Annotated in this window: 14 protein-coding genes; 2 read left to right on the top strand and 12 right to left on the bottom strand. The window is 31.3% G+C overall.

Features of this window, described 5'->3' with window-relative positions; translation table 11 throughout:
• Positions 1-107: 107 nt before the first annotated feature.
• The 8 genes from LNQ49_RS21670 to glyA all read right to left on the bottom strand — a co-directional run bounded on the left by LNQ49_RS21670 (position 108) and on the right by glyA (position 11,259).
• On the bottom strand, positions 108-2,852 hold the full coding sequence (locus LNQ49_RS21670; RefSeq protein ID WP_229991026.1) for a helix-turn-helix and ligand-binding sensor domain-containing protein: 2,745 nt from the start codon (positions 2,850-2,852) through the stop codon (positions 108-110).
• A gap of 101 nt (positions 2,853-2,953) precedes the next feature.
• A complete protein-coding gene (locus LNQ49_RS21665) occupies positions 2,954-4,138 on the bottom strand; it encodes an acetate/propionate family kinase (RefSeq protein ID WP_229991025.1) in 1,185 nt (394 codons plus the stop codon).
• A 10-nt stretch (positions 4,139-4,148) separates the two neighbouring features.
• Positions 4,149-6,242 carry a phosphate acetyltransferase gene (gene pta, locus LNQ49_RS21660; RefSeq protein WP_229991024.1) on the bottom strand — a complete coding sequence of 698 codons (2,094 nt, stop codon included), beginning with the start codon at positions 6,240-6,242 and terminating at the stop codon, positions 4,149-4,151.
• 274 nt (positions 6,243-6,516) lie between these two features.
• A complete protein-coding gene (corA, locus tag LNQ49_RS21655; RefSeq protein ID WP_229991023.1) occupies positions 6,517-7,587 on the bottom strand; it encodes a magnesium/cobalt transporter CorA in 1,071 nt (356 codons plus the stop codon).
• A 121-nt stretch (positions 7,588-7,708) separates the two neighbouring features.
• Positions 7,709-8,206: a GNAT family N-acetyltransferase gene (locus tag LNQ49_RS21650; protein WP_229991022.1), complete on the bottom strand. Its 498-nt coding sequence runs from the start codon at positions 8,204-8,206 to the stop codon at positions 7,709-7,711.
• 156 nt (positions 8,207-8,362) lie between these two features.
• Positions 8,363-8,956 carry a MiaE family protein gene (locus LNQ49_RS21645; RefSeq protein ID WP_229991021.1) on the bottom strand — a complete coding sequence of 198 codons (594 nt, stop codon included), beginning with the start codon at positions 8,954-8,956 and terminating at the stop codon, positions 8,363-8,365.
• Positions 8,957-9,079: 123 nt separating this feature from the next.
• Positions 9,080-9,829 carry a hypothetical protein gene (locus LNQ49_RS21640; RefSeq protein ID WP_229991020.1) on the bottom strand — a complete coding sequence of 250 codons (750 nt, stop codon included), beginning with the start codon at positions 9,827-9,829 and terminating at the stop codon, positions 9,080-9,082.
• A 155-nt stretch (positions 9,830-9,984) separates the two neighbouring features.
• Complete coding sequence (gene glyA / locus LNQ49_RS21635) at positions 9,985-11,259, bottom strand: serine hydroxymethyltransferase (RefSeq protein ID WP_229991019.1); 1,275 nt, start codon at positions 11,257-11,259, stop codon at positions 9,985-9,987.
• 108 nt (positions 11,260-11,367) lie between these two features.
• Between glyA and fahA the strand changes: the two genes are divergently transcribed.
• Complete coding sequence (gene fahA / locus LNQ49_RS21630) at positions 11,368-12,651, top strand: fumarylacetoacetase (RefSeq protein ID WP_229991018.1); 1,284 nt, start codon at positions 11,368-11,370, stop codon at positions 12,649-12,651.
• 72 nt (positions 12,652-12,723) lie between these two features.
• On the opposite strand, the gene LNQ49_RS21625 is transcribed toward fahA, so the two are convergent.
• The 3 genes from LNQ49_RS21625 to LNQ49_RS21615 form a co-directional block, all read right to left on the bottom strand.
• Positions 12,724-13,881 (bottom strand): agmatine deiminase family protein, encoded by a 1,158-nt coding sequence (locus tag LNQ49_RS21625; RefSeq protein ID WP_229991017.1) that lies wholly within the window; start codon positions 13,879-13,881, stop codon positions 12,724-12,726.
• A gap of 55 nt (positions 13,882-13,936) precedes the next feature.
• Positions 13,937-14,761, bottom strand: coding sequence for an AraC family transcriptional regulator (locus tag LNQ49_RS21620; RefSeq protein WP_229991016.1), 825 nt, complete (start codon positions 14,759-14,761; stop codon positions 13,937-13,939).
• 254 nt (positions 14,762-15,015) lie between these two features.
• On the bottom strand, positions 15,016-16,056 hold the full coding sequence (locus LNQ49_RS21615; RefSeq protein WP_229991015.1) for an agmatine deiminase family protein: 1,041 nt from the start codon (positions 16,054-16,056) through the stop codon (positions 15,016-15,018).
• 268 nt (positions 16,057-16,324) lie between these two features.
• Between LNQ49_RS21615 and LNQ49_RS21610 the strand changes: the two genes are divergently transcribed.
• Entirely contained in the window at positions 16,325-17,590 is a 1,266-nt protein-coding gene (locus tag LNQ49_RS21610) for an OmpA family protein (RefSeq protein WP_229991014.1), read from the top strand.
• An 85-nt stretch (positions 17,591-17,675) separates the two neighbouring features.
• Here the strand turns inward: LNQ49_RS21610 and LNQ49_RS21605 are convergent, their stop codons facing one another.
• A complete protein-coding gene (locus LNQ49_RS21605; RefSeq protein WP_035620980.1) occupies positions 17,676-18,563 on the bottom strand; it encodes a carbon-nitrogen hydrolase in 888 nt (295 codons plus the stop codon).
• Between the last annotated feature and the right edge of the window lie 305 nt (positions 18,564-18,868).

Raw genomic sequence — 18,868 nt, 5'->3', positions numbered from 1 at the left:
CAAAATAAAAAACATCACTCTACATCATGTTGATGTAGTAATGATGTATTGCAATTTGATAAAAATAAAAGTTAAATAATATATTATCTCTAAAAAAATAAGATGTTTTATAGATTTAATAAAAAGTTAGAAAGGTTTTCATCTTGAACTAGATTCAATTTCTTTCTTAATCGATAACGATGTAGTTCTACTCCTCTAAATGAAATATTCATTAAAGGTGCAATCTCTTTTGAAGAAAGATTCATTTTTAAGTAAATGCAAAGCTTAACATCCTTTGAAGTTAAACTAGGATATTTTTGCAAAAGATTTGATACAAATTCATTGTGAATTTGATTTAAGTTATTTTCAAAAGTTTCCCATTCGTGTTTATTGACAGCATTTATTTTTATAGCTTTTTTAATCTCACTCTTAAGTTTATTAAAGTCGGTTTCAGAATCTAAAATACTCTGAATCTTTTCAATCATTTCACTTTGTTTAGCGATAGAAAGAGATTTACCAGCAACCTCTGATGATTTGGTTTGCAATTCAAGTTCCAGAATATGTTTTTGGTACTCTTGACTATTCAAATCATTCTCTGCTTTCAATTCCATTTCTAGAATTTCCTTTTGATGTCTTAGCTCCTCTTCTCTTAATTCTAGTTTTTGTAAATAACGCATCTTATTCCATCTATAATAGATATACAAAATACCTGCTATAAAAGACAAATACAATAAAAGCATCCAATAGGAAAGATACCATGGCTTTGCAACAAGAAAATCAAAACTCGAAATTTTGCTATAGCTTAGCCCATCATGATTATAAATTTCTATACCATGTGAACCACTATTTAAGTTATTCAAAACGATTAAACCATCTTTTATAGACCTAAAATTATTCTCATCATTAATTTTATAAAATAAATTTGGCTTAGCTGCACCAAATAGGCCTGAGATTACATTTATCCTTAATTCTGAATTATAATTTATACTAGAATTGTTTTCGATTAAGTTTTCGTCATTGAATGCCTCAACCTTTAAATCTAATTTTTGGCTATTTATATCTTTGGGTTGAAATAAAATAAAACCATCATCCAAATTCAATAAGTAGTTGTTCTTACTTTTAAATATATTTAGGTTGTCATTGATGATTTTTCCTTTATAATATTTCTCTTGAATACTATTCCATATAAATTTATTACCATTTGCATAAATATGATATAAAAGCCCTTCTTGCAATAAGATAAAATGATTTTCATCAATAGCTGCCACATCTGTGATATTATTAAAATTAGAATTAAAAAGTTCATTCTTTTCCAGAAGATTGGATATCGAATTATAAGTGTACCAAGTTTTATTTATCAAAAAAAGAATTTCTTTTCTAAACTCAAATATTTTCACACCAAAGTCATTTCCAATTTTACTGTGCTGCGTAACATTTTCTACTTTTGTAGTTTCATAATTATCGTTATATAAAATTCTATATAAACCTCTATAATTATCAGCCGCCCATACCTCATTTTTTCTGTTTTGAGCGACGTATTTTATAGGCTTTCTTAATCCTTTTAAGACTACTTTTTGTTCTAGGTTATTAATATCTTTATATACAACAACGCCACTATAAGTTGCTTGAAAATAAGAATTACCAATATTACTTTTGGTTAAATTCCATCCCCCATTTGTTGTGTTTAACTTAGAAAACTGTCCGTTTCCATACAAGAATGTTCCTTCATTATGACCAATAAAGTATCTATTATCTACTTTACTTATATTCCAAGCTTGTCCTTGACTATTAGGAATCAAGGAAAGTTTTTTATCCGCATATTTAAAAACACCATGATTGGATGCCATTAAATATCCTTTATCAATGTTTACAACTGAATATACCGATCCTAAAATTCCTGAATTATCATAAAAAATAGAAACTGGCGATGTAACTTCGATATGAGCTATTCCGTTATCCAAACCTAGCCATAAGTCATCTTCTTTATCCAATCCAATACTCAAAATAGAATTGTTCATCAATACATTTTTCCTATTGATGTTTTTAAAAGAATTATCATTAAAATCAAACATATAGACACCTTCTCCAGCTGTACCAATTATAAGTTTGTTGTTTTTTAAAAATCGGGCAACATTTATATTTGCATTCTTTAAAACCTCATTTAATGGATTATCCCAAGCAATCAAATTTCCTTTGTTTTCTACAAAAATTCCTTTTTTATGTGTAAAAATGTATATTTTATTCTGATACTTTTCAATAGCATGAATGACATTGTTTTTTAAAGTTCCCCAACCTTTTACAGGATTTAATTTGTTTCCATTAACAACAAAAACCCCATGTTCAACAGAAGCTATAAGCAACCGATTATTGATAATAAAGCAATAAGATATTAAAAATGGTAGCTTCGTTTTTTTGATTGATTTTCCGTCGTAAACAAAAATCTGATTGAATGATTGAAAATAAATTAAATCATTCAGTTTAAAAATTTTCCAAACCTCTTCATTTTCATTTTCATCAAATACCCTCCTATTTTTAGAAATAGAAACGTATTTCATTTTTCCATCTTCTCTATACCAATAACCAAATTCTTTATACGATCCTGAATAGATTTTATCACCATCAACCATAATTGAACGAATGATTGTTTTGTTTGGCAATGTATATTTCTCCCAAACAACACCATTATAACGCACCAAATAATGATTGTTTGCAAAATACATTGCATTATCATTCCCTTGTGCAACACTCCATGTTTGGTTATCTCCCTCGTAATTAGACTTATTATAATTTTCTACAAAAGGAAGTAACTCTTGAGCTTGAATTTGAAATGTTATAAAAAAGAGGAAAAATAAATTAAGAAGATTTGATTTCAAAATATTGGTATTTATGCCCAAATATAATCACATTTATTCAATTTTTCATATAAAAAAAGCCTCTCAACGAGAAGCTTTTTTTATAAAATAATTAATTTTATTTAGTTTTTAAGCAAATGATAAACCTGATTTGCAATTTCAAACTCTTCATCTGTAGGAATTACCAAAATTTTGGTTTTAGATGTTTCTGTATTAATTTCACGAATGGATTTAGAGCGAATCTGATTTTTGTCCTGATCTAACTCTATTCCAAAATATTCCATATCTGTACATACTAGTTTTCGCATATACGATGAGTTTTCTCCTATTCCAGCTGTAAAAACAATGGCATCTAAGCCATTTAAAACTGCAGCATAAGAACCTATATATTTTCTTATTCTATAAGCATTCATTGCCAATGCCAATTGACAATCTTTATTTCCTTTTTCTGCTTCTGATTCAATATCACGTAAATCACTATAACCCGTAAGTCCAAGCATGCCACTTTGTTTCAATAAAATCGAATTAACCTCATCAGCAGTATAATCTAGATTTTTCATCATGTAAAAAATAACAGACTGATCTATATCTCCTGCACGTGTTCCCATAATCAATCCATTTGCTGGAGAAAATCCCATCGTATGATCAATACTTTTCCCATCTTTAATAGCTGTCATACTACATCCATTTCCAAGATGTATTGTGATAATATTAGATTTACGCTCTAAATACTCTATTGCTTGCTCAGAAACATATTTGTGACTTGTTCCATGAAAACCATAAACTCGCACTTTATTTTCTGTTAAAAGATAATTTGGTATAGCATATTTATATGCCTCAACAGGGATTGTTTGATGAAAAGCGGTATCAAAAACTGCTACTTGTTTTGCAGTAGTAAAAATTTCTTCAGCTACATTTATCCCAACTAAATGTGCTGGATTATGTAATGGAGCTAATTCTGAAAGTTCTTTTACTTTGTTCTTTACTTCATTAGTAATAATAGTTGTATCAGAAAAATAACTTCCACCATGAACCACACGATGCCCAACAGCATCTATTTCTGAAGTAGCTTTTATTACTCCTGTTTCTTCATTTAAAAGTAGGCTTGCAACTTTTTGCAATCCAATTTTATGTGTCTGTATTGATACTGTTTCTTCAAAAGAAACATCCTTTGTTTTATACGTTATATTCGAACTCTCTAGTCCAATTCTATCAATCATCCCAGAACAAATTACTTCGTTAGCTGGCATTTTCATTAATTGGTATTTTATAGAAGAACTTCCTGAATTTAATATTAATATTTTCATGTATATATTTTTATAATCCTTGTGCTTGAATAGCTGTAATAACAACTGTATTTATAATATCGTCAACAGTACATCCACGACTTAAATCATTTACAGGTTTTTTTAAACCTTGTAACATCGGACCTATTGCCAATGCACCTGTTTCTCTTTGTACTGCTTTGTATGTGTTATTTCCTGTATTTAAGTCTGGAAAAATAAGTACGCTTGCTTGTCCAGCAACTTCTGAATCTGGCATTTTACTTTTCCCAACACTTCTATCTACTGCTGCATCGTATTGAATTGGTCCTTCTATTTTTAAATCTGGACGTTTTTGTTTAACGATTTCAGTTGCAGTTCTTACCTTTTCAACTTCGTCTCCTTTTCCTGATGATCCAGAAGAATATGAAAGCATTGCTATTTTGGGTTCAATCCCAAAAGCTAAGCTCGATTCTGCAGAAGAAATTGCAATTTCAGCTAATTGTTCAGCAGTTGGGTTTGGGTTTATGGCACAATCTCCAAATACCGAAACTCGATCTTCTAAACACATAAAAAATACTGATGAAACTACTGATGAATTAGGTTTGGTTTTGATAAACTGTAAAGCGGGTAATATTGTATGTTGCGTTGTATGAGCAGCTCCCGAAACCATTCCGTCAGCGTGCCCTTTATACACCATCATTGTACCAAAATAAGAAACGTCTTCCATTAAATCTCTTGCCATAGTAATACTTACATTTTTAGCTTTTCTAAGCTCATAGTATGTATTTGCATAATCTTCATAAAGATCAGATTCTGTAGGGTTAATAATATTGACCTTAGAAAAATCAAAAGTAATACCTAGTTCAACAACTTTATTTTCTATTTGTTTTTTATCTCCAATAATTGAGATATCAACAACATCCATATCTAATAATCTTGAAGCTGCCATGATAATTCTCTCATCATTACCTTCTGGCAAAACAATATGTTTACGATGCTGTTTGGCTCTTTTAACCATATTGTACTGAAACATTTTTGGCGTCATGCCTTCAGCCTTAAAAGTGATTAACTTTTCAGACAAACTATCTAAATCAACGTATTTTTCGAAAGTATTAATTGAGGTTTCTATCTTATGACCATTATTAGCATAAATCTGTGATTTAATAGCCCCTATTTTATTCGTAATATGATATGTTCCTTCTTCTACAGCAATAATTGGAACAATAGCTGAAAGCCCTTCTATTAGTTTCAAAATACTTTCTTCTGGCAAAATATTTCCTGTAAGTACAATTCCTGAAATTGTTGGATAATTAGCCGATTCATTTGCTTGCAATGCTCCCAAAATAATATCTGCACGATCTCCTGGAGTTATCACTAGCGAATTATTTCCTAAATGCACTAAATAATTATGCAATTGCATAGCCCCAACACTAAAATGCCCAGTTTGATTGTTTAAATAAGCTTCACCAAATAAAACTTTAGCCCCAAGATGATTAACAATTTCTTGCATCGTTGGGTGATTTAAACTAGAAATAATAGGAATTGCATTTACCAATACTCCTTCTGGTAAACTTTTTTGTAATCCTGAAGTAACTAATTCTACATTCTCAATTTGTACTTTATTAGCAATAACCGCCAATACTTCAACATCTTTTACTTTAAATGAGTTGTAAACAAGTGAAAGATTATCAATTAATTCATCTAATGTTTTACCAACTCCTGTTCCTAAAATAATGGTAGGAATCCCTAGATTCTTTGCAATTAATACATTTGTATCCAATTCAATAGCAGTACCTTCTCCAGTAAAACTAGTTCCTTCAACCAATACAAAATCAAAACGCTCTTCAAGACGTTTATATTTTTCAATAATCAAATCAAGAACTTCACCAATTTTACCTTTATTCTTTTTCTTAATTAATTTGCTTTTGGTTATTGCAAATGCATCTTCAAAAGCTATGTCAAGGTTAAAATGCGTCAATACTGTATCAATATGATTGTCTCGATCACCATCGACAAAATCCTCTATAATGGGTCTAAAATACCCTACTTTGGCAGTTTTTCCCATTAACATACTCATCAATCCCAAAGTAACAATGGATTTTCCACTATTTTGTTCGCTTGTCGCTATATATACCGCTTTACTCATAAATTCATTCTTTAAAACATTACAAAAGTAATCTAAATCCTATGCTCAACTATTAAAAAAAGGCTAAAACCACCATTTAAGTACTCAGAAAAATTAATTTAAATAAGATACAATTCTAGCCATAGATCTCTTTAATTTGAGAAACAAAATTAAAGGAATTCCTTTTTATTGCAACTGACTTTTGTCATATAGCAGTCAATAGTATTCACTATTATTTTCTCTATATTTAAATATATTCTGGAACACTAGCAAAATGAATTATCAGTCACTACTACTAAAACCATTTCCTTTTTTTAAAATAAATAATCAATGCAATCACCAACAAAAACATTCCAATCATAACAGAATAATATCCATATTGATATTTGAGTTCTGGTATATTTTCAAAGTTCATTCCGTATACTCCAACTATAAAAGTAAGCGGAATAAATATTGCTGAAATAATCGTTAGTGTTTTCATGATTTCATTCATCTTATGGCTTTGTGCCGAAAAATAAAAATTAGAAGCACTTTCTAACGAACTCATATCTGATTCTATTTGCTCTAGAAGTTCTAAGCTCTTTTGGTGTAAACGTGCAAAAAAGCTGAAATTCTCTTTTTCAATTCCGTTAAATGTATTGTCATCTTTTATACTTTTAATATCGTACAAAGAATCACGAAGTGGTATGATAGAACGCTTTAAGAAATTAAAATTATCTCTATGCTTTTCTATTTTCTCAAGAATAATTGGATTTGTATCTCCTTTGGTAATATTAATTAACTCTTCTACTTTATCTTCCTCATCCTCAAGTGTAATATAAAAGTTTTCCATTACTGCATCTAATAATAAATAAAGCAAATAATCCACTTTTTTAGTTCTTACAATTCCAGCATGTTGTCTAATACGTTCACGGATATGAGTAAAGAAATCACTTCGTTTTTCTTGAAAAGAAATTAAAACTCCATCTTTGATTATAAAACTAATCTGCTCAACGCTGATGCTGTCAGAGACTTCAGATGGTAAAAGTGATTTTATATTAAAAAACAGGATTTCTTGTTGTTCCTGTAATTTAGTCCTCTTGGAAGTGTTAAGTATATCAGCGAGCATGAATCCATCTACTTCAAAATACCCTCCAATTGATTTAATCAAATCGATATTGTTTAAACCATGTATATTAAGCCAATTATTTTTGGTGTAATCAATACACGTATTTAAAGCTGAAATATTGAAATTATCATATTCGATCACTTCAAAATCATCATAAACAAAAAGTTGCATTTCTGACTGAGTGTCTTTATGCTGACCAGTATATTCTAAATAATAAGGTTGTAATTTTCGGCCTTTCTTGTACTTTATCTTTCTCATCAAAAAAAATGATTTATATAGTAATATTACAAAAAAGTTTTCTAAAACTCCGCTACATTCCCAATTTTGGCATTACCAAAGCAGAATTAAAATTTATTTAAGGATTTAATAAAGTAGAGTATTATTTTACTTTCTTTTCCATAATAAAATCTTCCATTAGGTAACCAAAATCTAGCTCGATATTAGCTTCGTCAACAATTTCAAATCCCATTTTCTTATAAAAAGAAGCCGCTTTATTAAATCGATTTACATTCAAAGTTACAATATCCGAGCCTTTTTCTTTGGCCGCTGCCTCAACTGCTTCTATCAATACTTTGCCCATTCCTTTTCCTTGAGATTCAGGAAGTAAGTACAACTTATTCAAACGAGTAACATTTTTGTCTAAATAATTATGTTGATATCCAGCATAACCCAAACAAAAATCATCCTCATAAGCCATTGTAAAAATATGTCCATTATGAATACTCTCTTCTAAAAGAGCTGGCTCATAAAATTTATCAAGCATATAATCAAGCTGTTCTTTAGATAAAATTTCGCCATATGTATTAGGCCAAGTTTTAAATGCAATTTCTCGTATTGTAGGTATATCGGCTATTGAAGCTTTTTTAAGTGTAATCATAATTTTAGATTATTATTATTTTTATACTGACTTAGATTAGTTGGATTACTTAGATTGTTTTGTAGTCTTAATTTGCCAAACAATCAAATTCCTCTAATATTTAGTTGATTACTGAAATTGCCACTGAAAACTGAGACTGAGACTGGAAGCTGGGGTCTACCCGTGAATCGTTTCTCCTTTTCCGTAATTAGCAATTATAGATTCCTCATAGGCAAGCCATTCTCTCCAGCGTTTCTCTACATCAATTCCAACTCCATATTTTCTTGCATATGTAATAAAAGTGGTGTAATGTCCTGCTTCACTCTCCATTAATTCTCTGTAAAAAACAGCTAATTCTTCGTCTTTAATATTTTCTGAAAGCACTTTAAATCGCTCACAACTTCTAGCCTCAATCATTGCTGAGAATAATAATCGTTCAACTAAGCTAGAAACACGACTTCCGTCACTGCTTCTCTTCATATATTGATACAGCTCATTTACATAATCATCTTTACGCTCGCGCCCTAATTTTAAGCCTCTTTTAATAATGATATTATGCACTTGCTCGAAATGGTCAATTTCCTCTTTGGCCAAAGCCAATAAATCTTTAACTAAATCTTGATGTTCTGAGTTATTAGTAATTATTGTAATAGCATTTGTTGCTGCTTTTTGTTCGCACCAAGCATGATCTGTTAATATTTCTTCAATATTTTTCTCTACAATATTTACCCATCTTGGGTCAGTTGGTAGTTGTAATCTAAGTACTCCCATGGTCTTTTTTGTTTTTAATATAATTAAATTTTCACAAAAGCTCGAAAATTAATACTTTCCTAAATCAAAATTAAAACACATTCGAATTAAGTAAACTATTAAAATTGAGTTTTATTCATATTATTAATTTTTTCTAGACTCTATTTTTTTTATTTTAGCTTTAAGTCTTTTTAATTCTTGCTCTTGTTGTTCATTCTTTTTATTTTGTTCTATTACATACAATGTTAACTCTTCTATTTTTTGCAATAATTTCATTTGAAACATCTTCAGATTGAGTCCATCTTCAATCATTTCTTTTTCTGATTGAATTTCTGGAAGATGCTTTTCAGTTTTTACAAACTTATCAAGTTCGTTTAAACTCATAAGTTTATAATCCTTTTCAAACACAAAATCACATCCAGCTAATAAATCAACTTTTATCTCTTTTGCTCTAATTGTACCGCAAACATCAAGCTTATATGCTGGAGAAATTATTCCCATTCCAATATTTCCTTTATCATCAATTCGTAAACCTTCGATCAAATTTCCACCACCCACACTATAAAAAGCTAATTGTGAAGAATATGTATTCCCTTGTCCACCAAGGTATGAATTATTCGATATCGACTTTATTGCACCTCCAGTTCTATAAAAACCATTATCTGTTAACTGTTTAAAATCTATGCCTACTTCAGAATTATTACTTACATAAGTCTTTCTAGAAATTGTTAAGCTTAAATTATCTCCTACAACATGTAATTGAGACTCTGGTAAAGTTGTTCCAATTCCCACATTTGAGGTAGTAAAAATAGGGCTTGTACCGTTCCATTGTTGAGCAGATACAGTTACAACTGAATTAATTATTATTAAGCTAATCAAAAAATTTCGTTTCATTTTTTCACATTTTATTTTTTTTAACCTATCTATCTCTTTTAAACAATCAATTATAAACCATTATATTAAAACTAAAAAAAGTTTAAAGCTTTGTGTTGCTTTTAGACTAACACAAAACTTTAAACTTAAAACTTTATAAACTTGATGTTTTTTTTTTAATAAACGAAGATTGCTCTTTCGCTCATCATTTCATTTACTTCATTAGCAACTTCTTCGATAACTTCTTCACTAGTGTGATTTGTTAATACTCTATCGATTAAAGCAACAATAGTTTCCATGTCTTCTTCAACTAAACCACGAGTTGTGATTGCAGCTGTTCCTACACGGATTCCTGAAGTTACAAATGGTGATTTATCATCAAATGGAACCATATTTTTATTTACAGTAATTTCAGCTTTTACCAATGCATTTTCAGCATCTTTACCTGAAATCCCTTTATTTCTAAGATCAATTAACATCATGTGATTGTCAGTTCCACCAGAAATAATATCGTATCCTCTTTTTACAAAAGCTTCTGCCATTGCTTTTGCATTGCTTCTTAATTGCATTGCATAAGTAAAGAATTCATCTTGTAATGCTTCTCCAAAAGCTACAGCTTTTGCAGCAATAATGTGCATTAAAGGTCCTCCTTGATTACCAGGGAATACAGCTAAATCTAATAAAGTAGACATCATTCTGATTTCTCCTTTTGGATTTGTTAAGCCTAGTGGGTTTTCAAAATCTTTACCCATTAAGATTAATCCTCCACGTGGTCCACGTAATGTTTTGTGTGTTGTTGTAGAAACAATATGACAGTGAGGAATTGGATCATTCATTAATCCTTTAGCGATAAGTCCTGCAGGGTGTGAAATATCAGCAAATAAAATTGCTCCTACGCTATCTGCAATTACTCTAAAACGCTCAAAATCCATATCACGAGAATAAGCCGAAGCTCCTGCAATAATTAATTTTGGCTGCTCTTTAGTAGCAATTTCTTGAATTTTATCATAATCCAAGCGTCCAGTTTCTTTATCTACACCATAAAAAACAGGTGTATATAAACGTCCCGAAAAGTTTACTGGTGACCCGTGAGTTAAGTGTCCACCGTGAGATAAATCAAATCCTAAGATTTTATCTCCTGGTTTTAAACATGCATGATAAACTGCAGTATTTGCTTGTGATCCTGAATGTGGCTGAACGTTTGCGTAAGTAGCTCCAAATAATTCTTTAGCTCTATCTATAGCAATTTGCTCAATAACGTCAACTACTTCACAACCTCCGTAGTATCTTTTGCCTGGATAACCTTCTGCATATTTATTAGTTAAAACAGAACCAGCTGCTTCCATTACCTCATCACTTACAAAATTTTCTGAAGCGATTAGTTCTAATCCGTGAATTTGTCTGTCTTGTTCTTCAAGAATAAGATCAAAAATTTGTTCGTCGCGTTGCATTTTTTAGTTTTTCGTTAATTTGATGCAAAAATACAAAAAAACGCTTGTCAAACAGTTAGATTATGATATATTTGACAAGTAATTTTTCAACAAATAATTAACATTCACATGCCGATAACAGCCAACGATACTAAACGAAAATCATGGTTAGATGTACCAGAGAATAGTGACTTTCCTATTCAAAATATTCCCTTCGGTGTTTTTCTTACCAAAGAAAATATAGTAACGGTTGGAACAAGAATAGGCGACTACGCCATAGACTTAGGTGCTTTGCAGCAATTGAGCTATTTTTCAGGAATTGATTTAACTGATGATATGTTTATGCAAGACACACTAAATGACTTCATTTCTGATGGAAAAAAAACGTGGCGATTGGTTAGAAACCGTATTGCCGATATATTTGATATTAACAATCCTCAACTTAGAGACTCAGCAAAAGACAAAGATATCGTCATTTTTAAAATTGATGATGTCGAAATGCAATTACCTGTTTTAATTGGTGATTATACCGATTTTTACTCTAGTAGAGAACATGCAACCAATGTAGGTAAAATGTTCCGTGATCCGGAAAATGCATTATTACCTAACTGGTTACACATCCCTGTAGGATACCACGGAAGAAGCTCAACGATTATTCCTTCTGGAATTCCTGTACACAGACCAATGGGGCAAACACTTCCTAATGGTGAAAGTTCTCCAGTTTTTGGTCCATCAAGATTAATTGATTTTGAATTGGAAACTGCATTTATTACAACCGATGCCAACATAATGGGGGAACCTATTCCTGCTTATGAAGCTGAAGATTATATTTTCGGAATGGTTTTATTAAATGACTGGAGCGCTCGTGATATTCAAAAATGGGAATATGTGCCTTTAGGACCATTCTTGGCAAAAAACTTTGCCTCATCTATTTCTCCATGGATTGTTACTATGGATGCTTTAGAACCATTTAGAACAAAAGGACCTAAACAAGATCCTTCTCCTCTACCTTATTTACAAACTAAAGGAAAAAAAGCTTTCGATATCAATCTAGAAGTTTCTATTAAGCCATTAGATAAAGAAGAAACTGTAATTTCAAGATCAAATTTCAAATATATGTACTGGTCAATGAGCCAACAATTAGCACACCATACTTCTAACGGGTGTCGTGTTAATTCTGGTGATATGATGGGTTCAGGAACAATATCTGGTCCAACTCCTGATAGTTTTGGCTCTATGCTAGAACTTACTTGGGGAGGGAAAAATCCAATAAAATTAAATGATGGTAGCGAACGCAAATTCATAGAAGATAATGACACTGTAATTATGAGAGGACATTGCGAAAGCAATGAAGTTCGTATTGGTTTTGGAGAAGTTTCCAGCCAATTACTTGCTCCTTTTGTGAGACAATGAAGAGATCCTGCTTCCGAATAAAAAAAAAGCGTATTGAATTTCAATACGCTTTTTTCTTTAGATATATAATTTCTATTGCTGAGGCTGTTGTTGTGTAACACAATGCACCATTCCTCCATTTGCATATAAGTTCCTTACGTCTATCCCTATAACTTTTCTTCCTGGGTAAAGTCCTTCAATAATTTTATTTGCAACAGCATCATTAGCATCATTATAGTTAGGCACTAAAACTTTTCCGTTTGCTACATAAAAGTTAATATAACTTCCTTTATACCCTAAAGCTATTCCTGTTTTTGTTGTTACATTACGTTGTGTAAGTGGCAAAATTACTTTTGTATATACCTCATTTTTAGTATTTGAAGCTGAATTCAAAATTGCGATATCTGAATCTATAAGCCCCCAACTTGACAAATCTGAATCACTCATAGTGATCATTTTATTACCTGAAGCAAATTTTACAATACCATCAATATGCATATCTGTTACGTCTTCTTCACTAAAACCACCTTCTAACCAAATAAACTTTGTCGCTCCAAGGTATTTTGTAAAGTTTGACTCTGCTTGAGCCTGACTCATTCCTTTATTCCTAACTGATTTTTTAGGTTTTTGACTAATTATCGAACTTTTAGTAGCCATTAATACACCATGACCATCTAATTCTACCGAACCACCTTCATTCACCATAATGCTATTTAAATTCAACACAGTCACTCCTGTAGCAGCTCCGATGGCACTTGGAATAGCGTCACAATTAGCAGAATCATATTTTCCTCCCCAGCCATTGAATCCCCAATCTTCTATTACAAGCTTGCCTTGCGCGTCTCGCACATAAATAGGCCCATTATCTCTAACCCAAACATCATCTGTACGATGTATTTTAAAATCAACATTTGCTAAAGAAACTCCTGCCGCTTTTAATAAATTAGTAATTCTAGTTTGCTCAACTGCATCATAAGCAACAATATGTACTTTTTCTGTAGATTGCAACGCATTAGTCATAGCTACCCAAGTCGCATCCAAATCATTTCTGTATGTAACGCCATGTTGATATTGATGAGGCCATTGCAACCATGTTCCTTCATGTGGCTCTGATTCATCAGGCATTTTATATTGCACTTTTGTAGAATCAGGTGTTTGTACTGAATCGATAGTACCTTCATCGGCAGCACACGAATTAAAAATTGGTGCCGTAATCGATGTAATTAAAATTAAAATTTTGAATTTGCTCATTTTATATGAATTTTAGATATGCAAAACTATAACAAGCTCACATACAAGGATTGTCTTATTTTGACAACTTACGTTTTATTGGAACATAAATTTCTGTTATAAAATTTGTAGATTCTCCATCATCTATATACTGCTCTATAATTGGCGAAGTTCCTAACTCATAATCGCTTTCATAAATCCATCGGTAATAAATTTCACGATACGTTTCTTCAATTTCATCATAATTGCCAAGATGAATATATTTAGCATACCAACCTCCAAAAATGGTTTTTGAAAGATATAATTTCGGGTTAACGCAACTATCTATACAAACTTCGTATCTTGATTTTTCTTTATCCGAAATTATTGGTTGGTCTACAATCACTCCAAAACAATTATAAGATGGGATTGTTTTATTTTCATCAATAACTGCATCCCATAGCTCATTTATAGCGTTATTATCATAATTATTACTCATAAGTATTTTATAATAAACACTTATTTCCTCTTTATACACATATTCAAAATCAATAAACGAAAACTTTTCTTTTTTCACCTTAACATATTCATCAAAAAGTGATTTCTTGTTTTGCCTAGCTTCTAAAGGAGTAGCTTGAAATTTATTCTTAAATGCCTTAGCGAAAGACTGGTTGTTGCTATACCCAACATCATAAGCAATATCTACAATCGAATGATCTGTATAAACTAATTGTTTGTATGCATTTTCTAACTTTAATCGGATACAAAAATTACCAATTGTCTCCTTGAGTATTGCATTAAAAATACGCTGAATATTTCTATAGGAATAATTTGAAATCTCCTCCAGCTCTTTAGGATCAATTTGACGATGATAATTGTCTTCTAAAAACATTAAAATCTTCTGTATATTCTCTATTTTCATCGATTTTAATACTAGTTATGAATCCGTTATCTTTTTTATCTTCCTCAAAACAACTACAAAGTTAAGAACAAACTCTCTTTCTAGAATATTTTTCAGAAGCCAATATTTTCTAAATTTTAAACTTTTATGTCTAATTGTTATAACTCATAACTACTAAAAAGGAAGAAATAGTGTAAAAAAAAATATCCATACATAATATGTATAGATATTTTTTTGAATGCTGCCTTTCGACATGCTATATTTTAAAGACTATTTTAAGCTGGAATTTGCTGGCTTAAGCAGTGTAATGTCCCAAACCCCCATATAAAGTCTACACAACTAATTCCTATTACTTCTCGATCAGGAAAACATTCTGAAAGAATATTAAGCGCTACACGATCATTACTATCATTAAAAGTTGGAACCAAAACACAATTATTTAGAATTAAGAAATTAGCATAACTTGCTGGTAATCTTAAATCCTCAAAATCGACTCTTTTTGGCATTGGCAAAGCAACAATTACAGGAGATTTTCCGTTTTCTAGCTTTGCATTTTGTAATCTTTTCAAATTATCCTGCAAAGGTTTATAATTTGAATCATTAGAATCAGTCTCTACAATAGTTACAATAGTATCTTCATTTACAAAACGACATAAATCATCGATATGTCCATGTGTATCATCACCCTCTATACCATCTCCTAACCAAATTACGTTTGTTACTCCAAGGTATTCCTTAAAGACAGCTTCATAATCTTCTTTTGTAAAACCTGGATTACGAACTTGAATGCTTGGATGCATTAAACATTCTTCTGAAGTTAACAATGTTCCTCTTCCGTTTACATCAATCGCACCACCTTCTACAATAACAGGTTTTCCTTTATATACAACCTGTGTAACTGGAATATTTAAAACTTCTGCAACTTTGGCTGGTACAAATTTATCCAGTTGATAGTTTTTATATTTTGCCCAACCATTGAAATTGAAGTTTAACGCTTCTCTTTTATCTCCATTTTTAACAACAATTGGTCCAGAATCACGCATCCAGCTTCTGTTGGTTTTATGAATGATATAAGTAACATTCTTTAAATCTACATGTGCACTTTCGAGCATATCGTTCACTTTTGCTTTCAAATCTTCATCAGCAACTACCAAGAAAACAATTTCATGTGTAGCAACTTTTTTTATAAACTCTACAAAAGCCCATTGAACTGCTTCATATTTCCCTGGCCAGTCTTTACCATTGTGAGGAAAACACAATACAATTCCTTGTTGTTTTTCCCACTCTGCAGGAAATATCCTATTATTCGTCGTCATAAAAAGGTTCTAAATTAAAAAAGGACAAAGATAAGCAATCATAAGCTTTATCATTATCTAAAGTTCTTTTTTTCCAGCAAGATAGAAATATAAATCATCCTAAATAACTAAAAGTATTGCTATGAATAAAACTGAAAAATGATGAAGAAACCCACAAAACATGGGAATTATGTAATAGCGATAGAACATTGATTCGAAGCGATTGGCCTATTTTTATACTGAGTTTAGAAGAAAAAAGCTCAAAAATTTAAATTAAACAATAGATATCATGAAAAAGAAATTAGCTTCCGTATCACTTTTATTACTGTCCATGGCTGCAGGTGCACAAAGCATGGCAACAAGTTCTGCACAACCTACAATTGAAAAAAATTCGTATAATAAATGGTCTATCGAATTAAATGGTGGTTTAAACAAACCAACTAGAACCATGACCGAAGGGTATTCAACGTCAACACTTAGCCCTTTTCATGCAGATTTAGGTGTACGTTATATGTTTAGCCCAAAATTTGGTTTAAAATTAGATTTTGGATACGATCAATTTCAAGAACGAAATGATACTGCTCCTTTTGATAGCAAATACTTCAGAACAAGTTTACAAGGGGTTGTAAATATTGGTAGAGCTTTAAACTTTGAAACTTGGACTAATACTATTGGTTTATTAGCACATGGTGGTTTTGGAGTATCTCAATTAAGTGCTGATAATGGTTTTGATGGAAAAGACTATATGGCTCACGGAATTGTTGGTCTTACAGGACAAATTAGATTAAGCAACAGTTTTGCTTTAACTGGTGACCTTACTGGAATTGTTAATGGAAGACAAAATCACAACTTTGACGGAATGGGACAAACAACTACTGGTTCATTTGACGGAGTATTATTAAATGCTTCTGTTGGTTTGACTTTCTACCTAGGTAAAAATCAAAAACATGCTGACTGGTATTCAGAAGACAATGACAGATTAAGTAAATTAGAAGACAGAGTTAATACAATCGAAACTGGTCTTATCGACACTGATAAAGATGGTGTAGCTGATCTTTATGATTTAGAGCCTAATACTATTTCTGGAGTTGCTGTAAATACTAAAGGACAATCTATTGATACGAATCAAAATGGTGTACCAGATGAATTAGAAAGTTACTTAGACAAAACATATTCTAAAAAAGGTAGCGAAACTGCAACTAACAATACTGTTGAAGAATTAATTAACGGAGGGTATGTTAATGTATACTTCGATTTTAACTCTTCTAAACCAACAAATGCTTCTTTATCTGGTGTAGACTTTTTAGTTAAATACCTAAAAAACAATCCTGGTAAATCTGCAGATATTATTGGATATTCAGACGAAATTGGAAGCTCTAGCTACAATACTGAGTTATCAAGAAAAAGAGCTGAAGCTGTGAAAAAAGTAGCTACAAATGCTGGAATCGATGCTTCTAGATTAAATGTAATTGCTAACGGTGAAGACACTTCTGTAAATAAAAATTCTAAAGAAGCTCGTCAAATCGTAAGAAGAGTTACTTTTCAAGTAAAATAAATATAAAATTTTACTCTAAGGAATAAAAAAAGGACAAAATGTAAATTTTGTCCTTTTTTGCTTTTATACAAATCGACTGAATTAATTAGTCGATTGCTCTTTTAGTAATATCTCCAAAAGCATCGATTCTTCTGTCTCTGAAAAATGGCCAGTTCTGACGCACGTTTTCTTGTAAATCTAAGTCAACCTCAGCAATTAGAATTTCTTCTTTATCATGTGAAGCCTGTGCTAAGATCTCTCCTTGTGGTCCAGCTATAAATGAAGCACCCCAAAATTGAATCCCATCAGTACCATCAATATATTGTTCTAAACCAATTCTATTAGCGGCAGCAACAAATACACCATTTGCAACAGCATGTCCTTTCATTACGTTCATCCATGCCCCATATTGGTTTTCACCATATTGCTCTTTTTCTTTTGGATGCCATCCAATCGCAGTTGGATAAAACAATACCTCAGCTCCTTTTAAAGCTGTAATACGTGCTGCTTCAGGATACCATTGATCCCAACAGATTAATGTTCCTATTTTCCCTTTTTTTGTTTCAATTGCTTGAAATCCTAAATCACCTGGAGTGAAGTAGAATTTTTCATAAAAATGTGGGTCATCTGGAATATGCATCTTACGGTACAAACCTGCTTCTGATCCGTCTGTATCAATAATATAAGCACTGTTATGATATATTCCTGCCATTCTTTTTTCGAAGAAAGGAACAATAATAACCACTCCTAATTCTTTAGCCAAAGCACTAAAAGCTATAAATGAAGTACTGTATAATGGTTCTGCTAATGCAAAATTATCTACATCTTCACTTTGGCAAAAATAATGACTACTATATAGTTCTGGCAACAAGATTACTTCAGCACCTTTATTGGCTGCATCTTTTACCCAACTGATACATTTTTTAAGATTATTTTCGGCAACATCATTCAGATTTAACTGAATAACGGCTATTTTATATTTCTTGTTCGGCATGTCTTAAAATTTAGAGTGCAAAAATAGTAATTTTTAAAGGAATAGCAAAGTGAGCCATGGGTTCTAATAAAAAACCAAACCCTCTATTCTAGCCCCGATAGCAGTGAAAATCCTTTTATTTTTTTTATAAAAATAAAATATTGAAACGAATAGCGGGACAAAAGTTCATATATAAACAATACTTCTGCTTCTAAAAACAAAAAAACACCAGCGCTCTCGCTGGTGTTTAATTGAATGTAATAAAAACAAACAGTTTTTAACCAACTGTTTCTTCCTACTTAGTAAGCACTCATTATATTGATTTA

It is taken from the genome of Flavobacterium pisciphilum, from assembly GCF_020905345.1.
Taxonomy (GTDB): Bacteria; Bacteroidota; Bacteroidia; order Flavobacteriales; family Flavobacteriaceae; genus Flavobacterium; species Flavobacterium pisciphilum.
The sequence above is the reverse complement of the archived record's forward strand: the minus strand, read 5'-3'. Positions and strand labels throughout refer to the sequence as shown.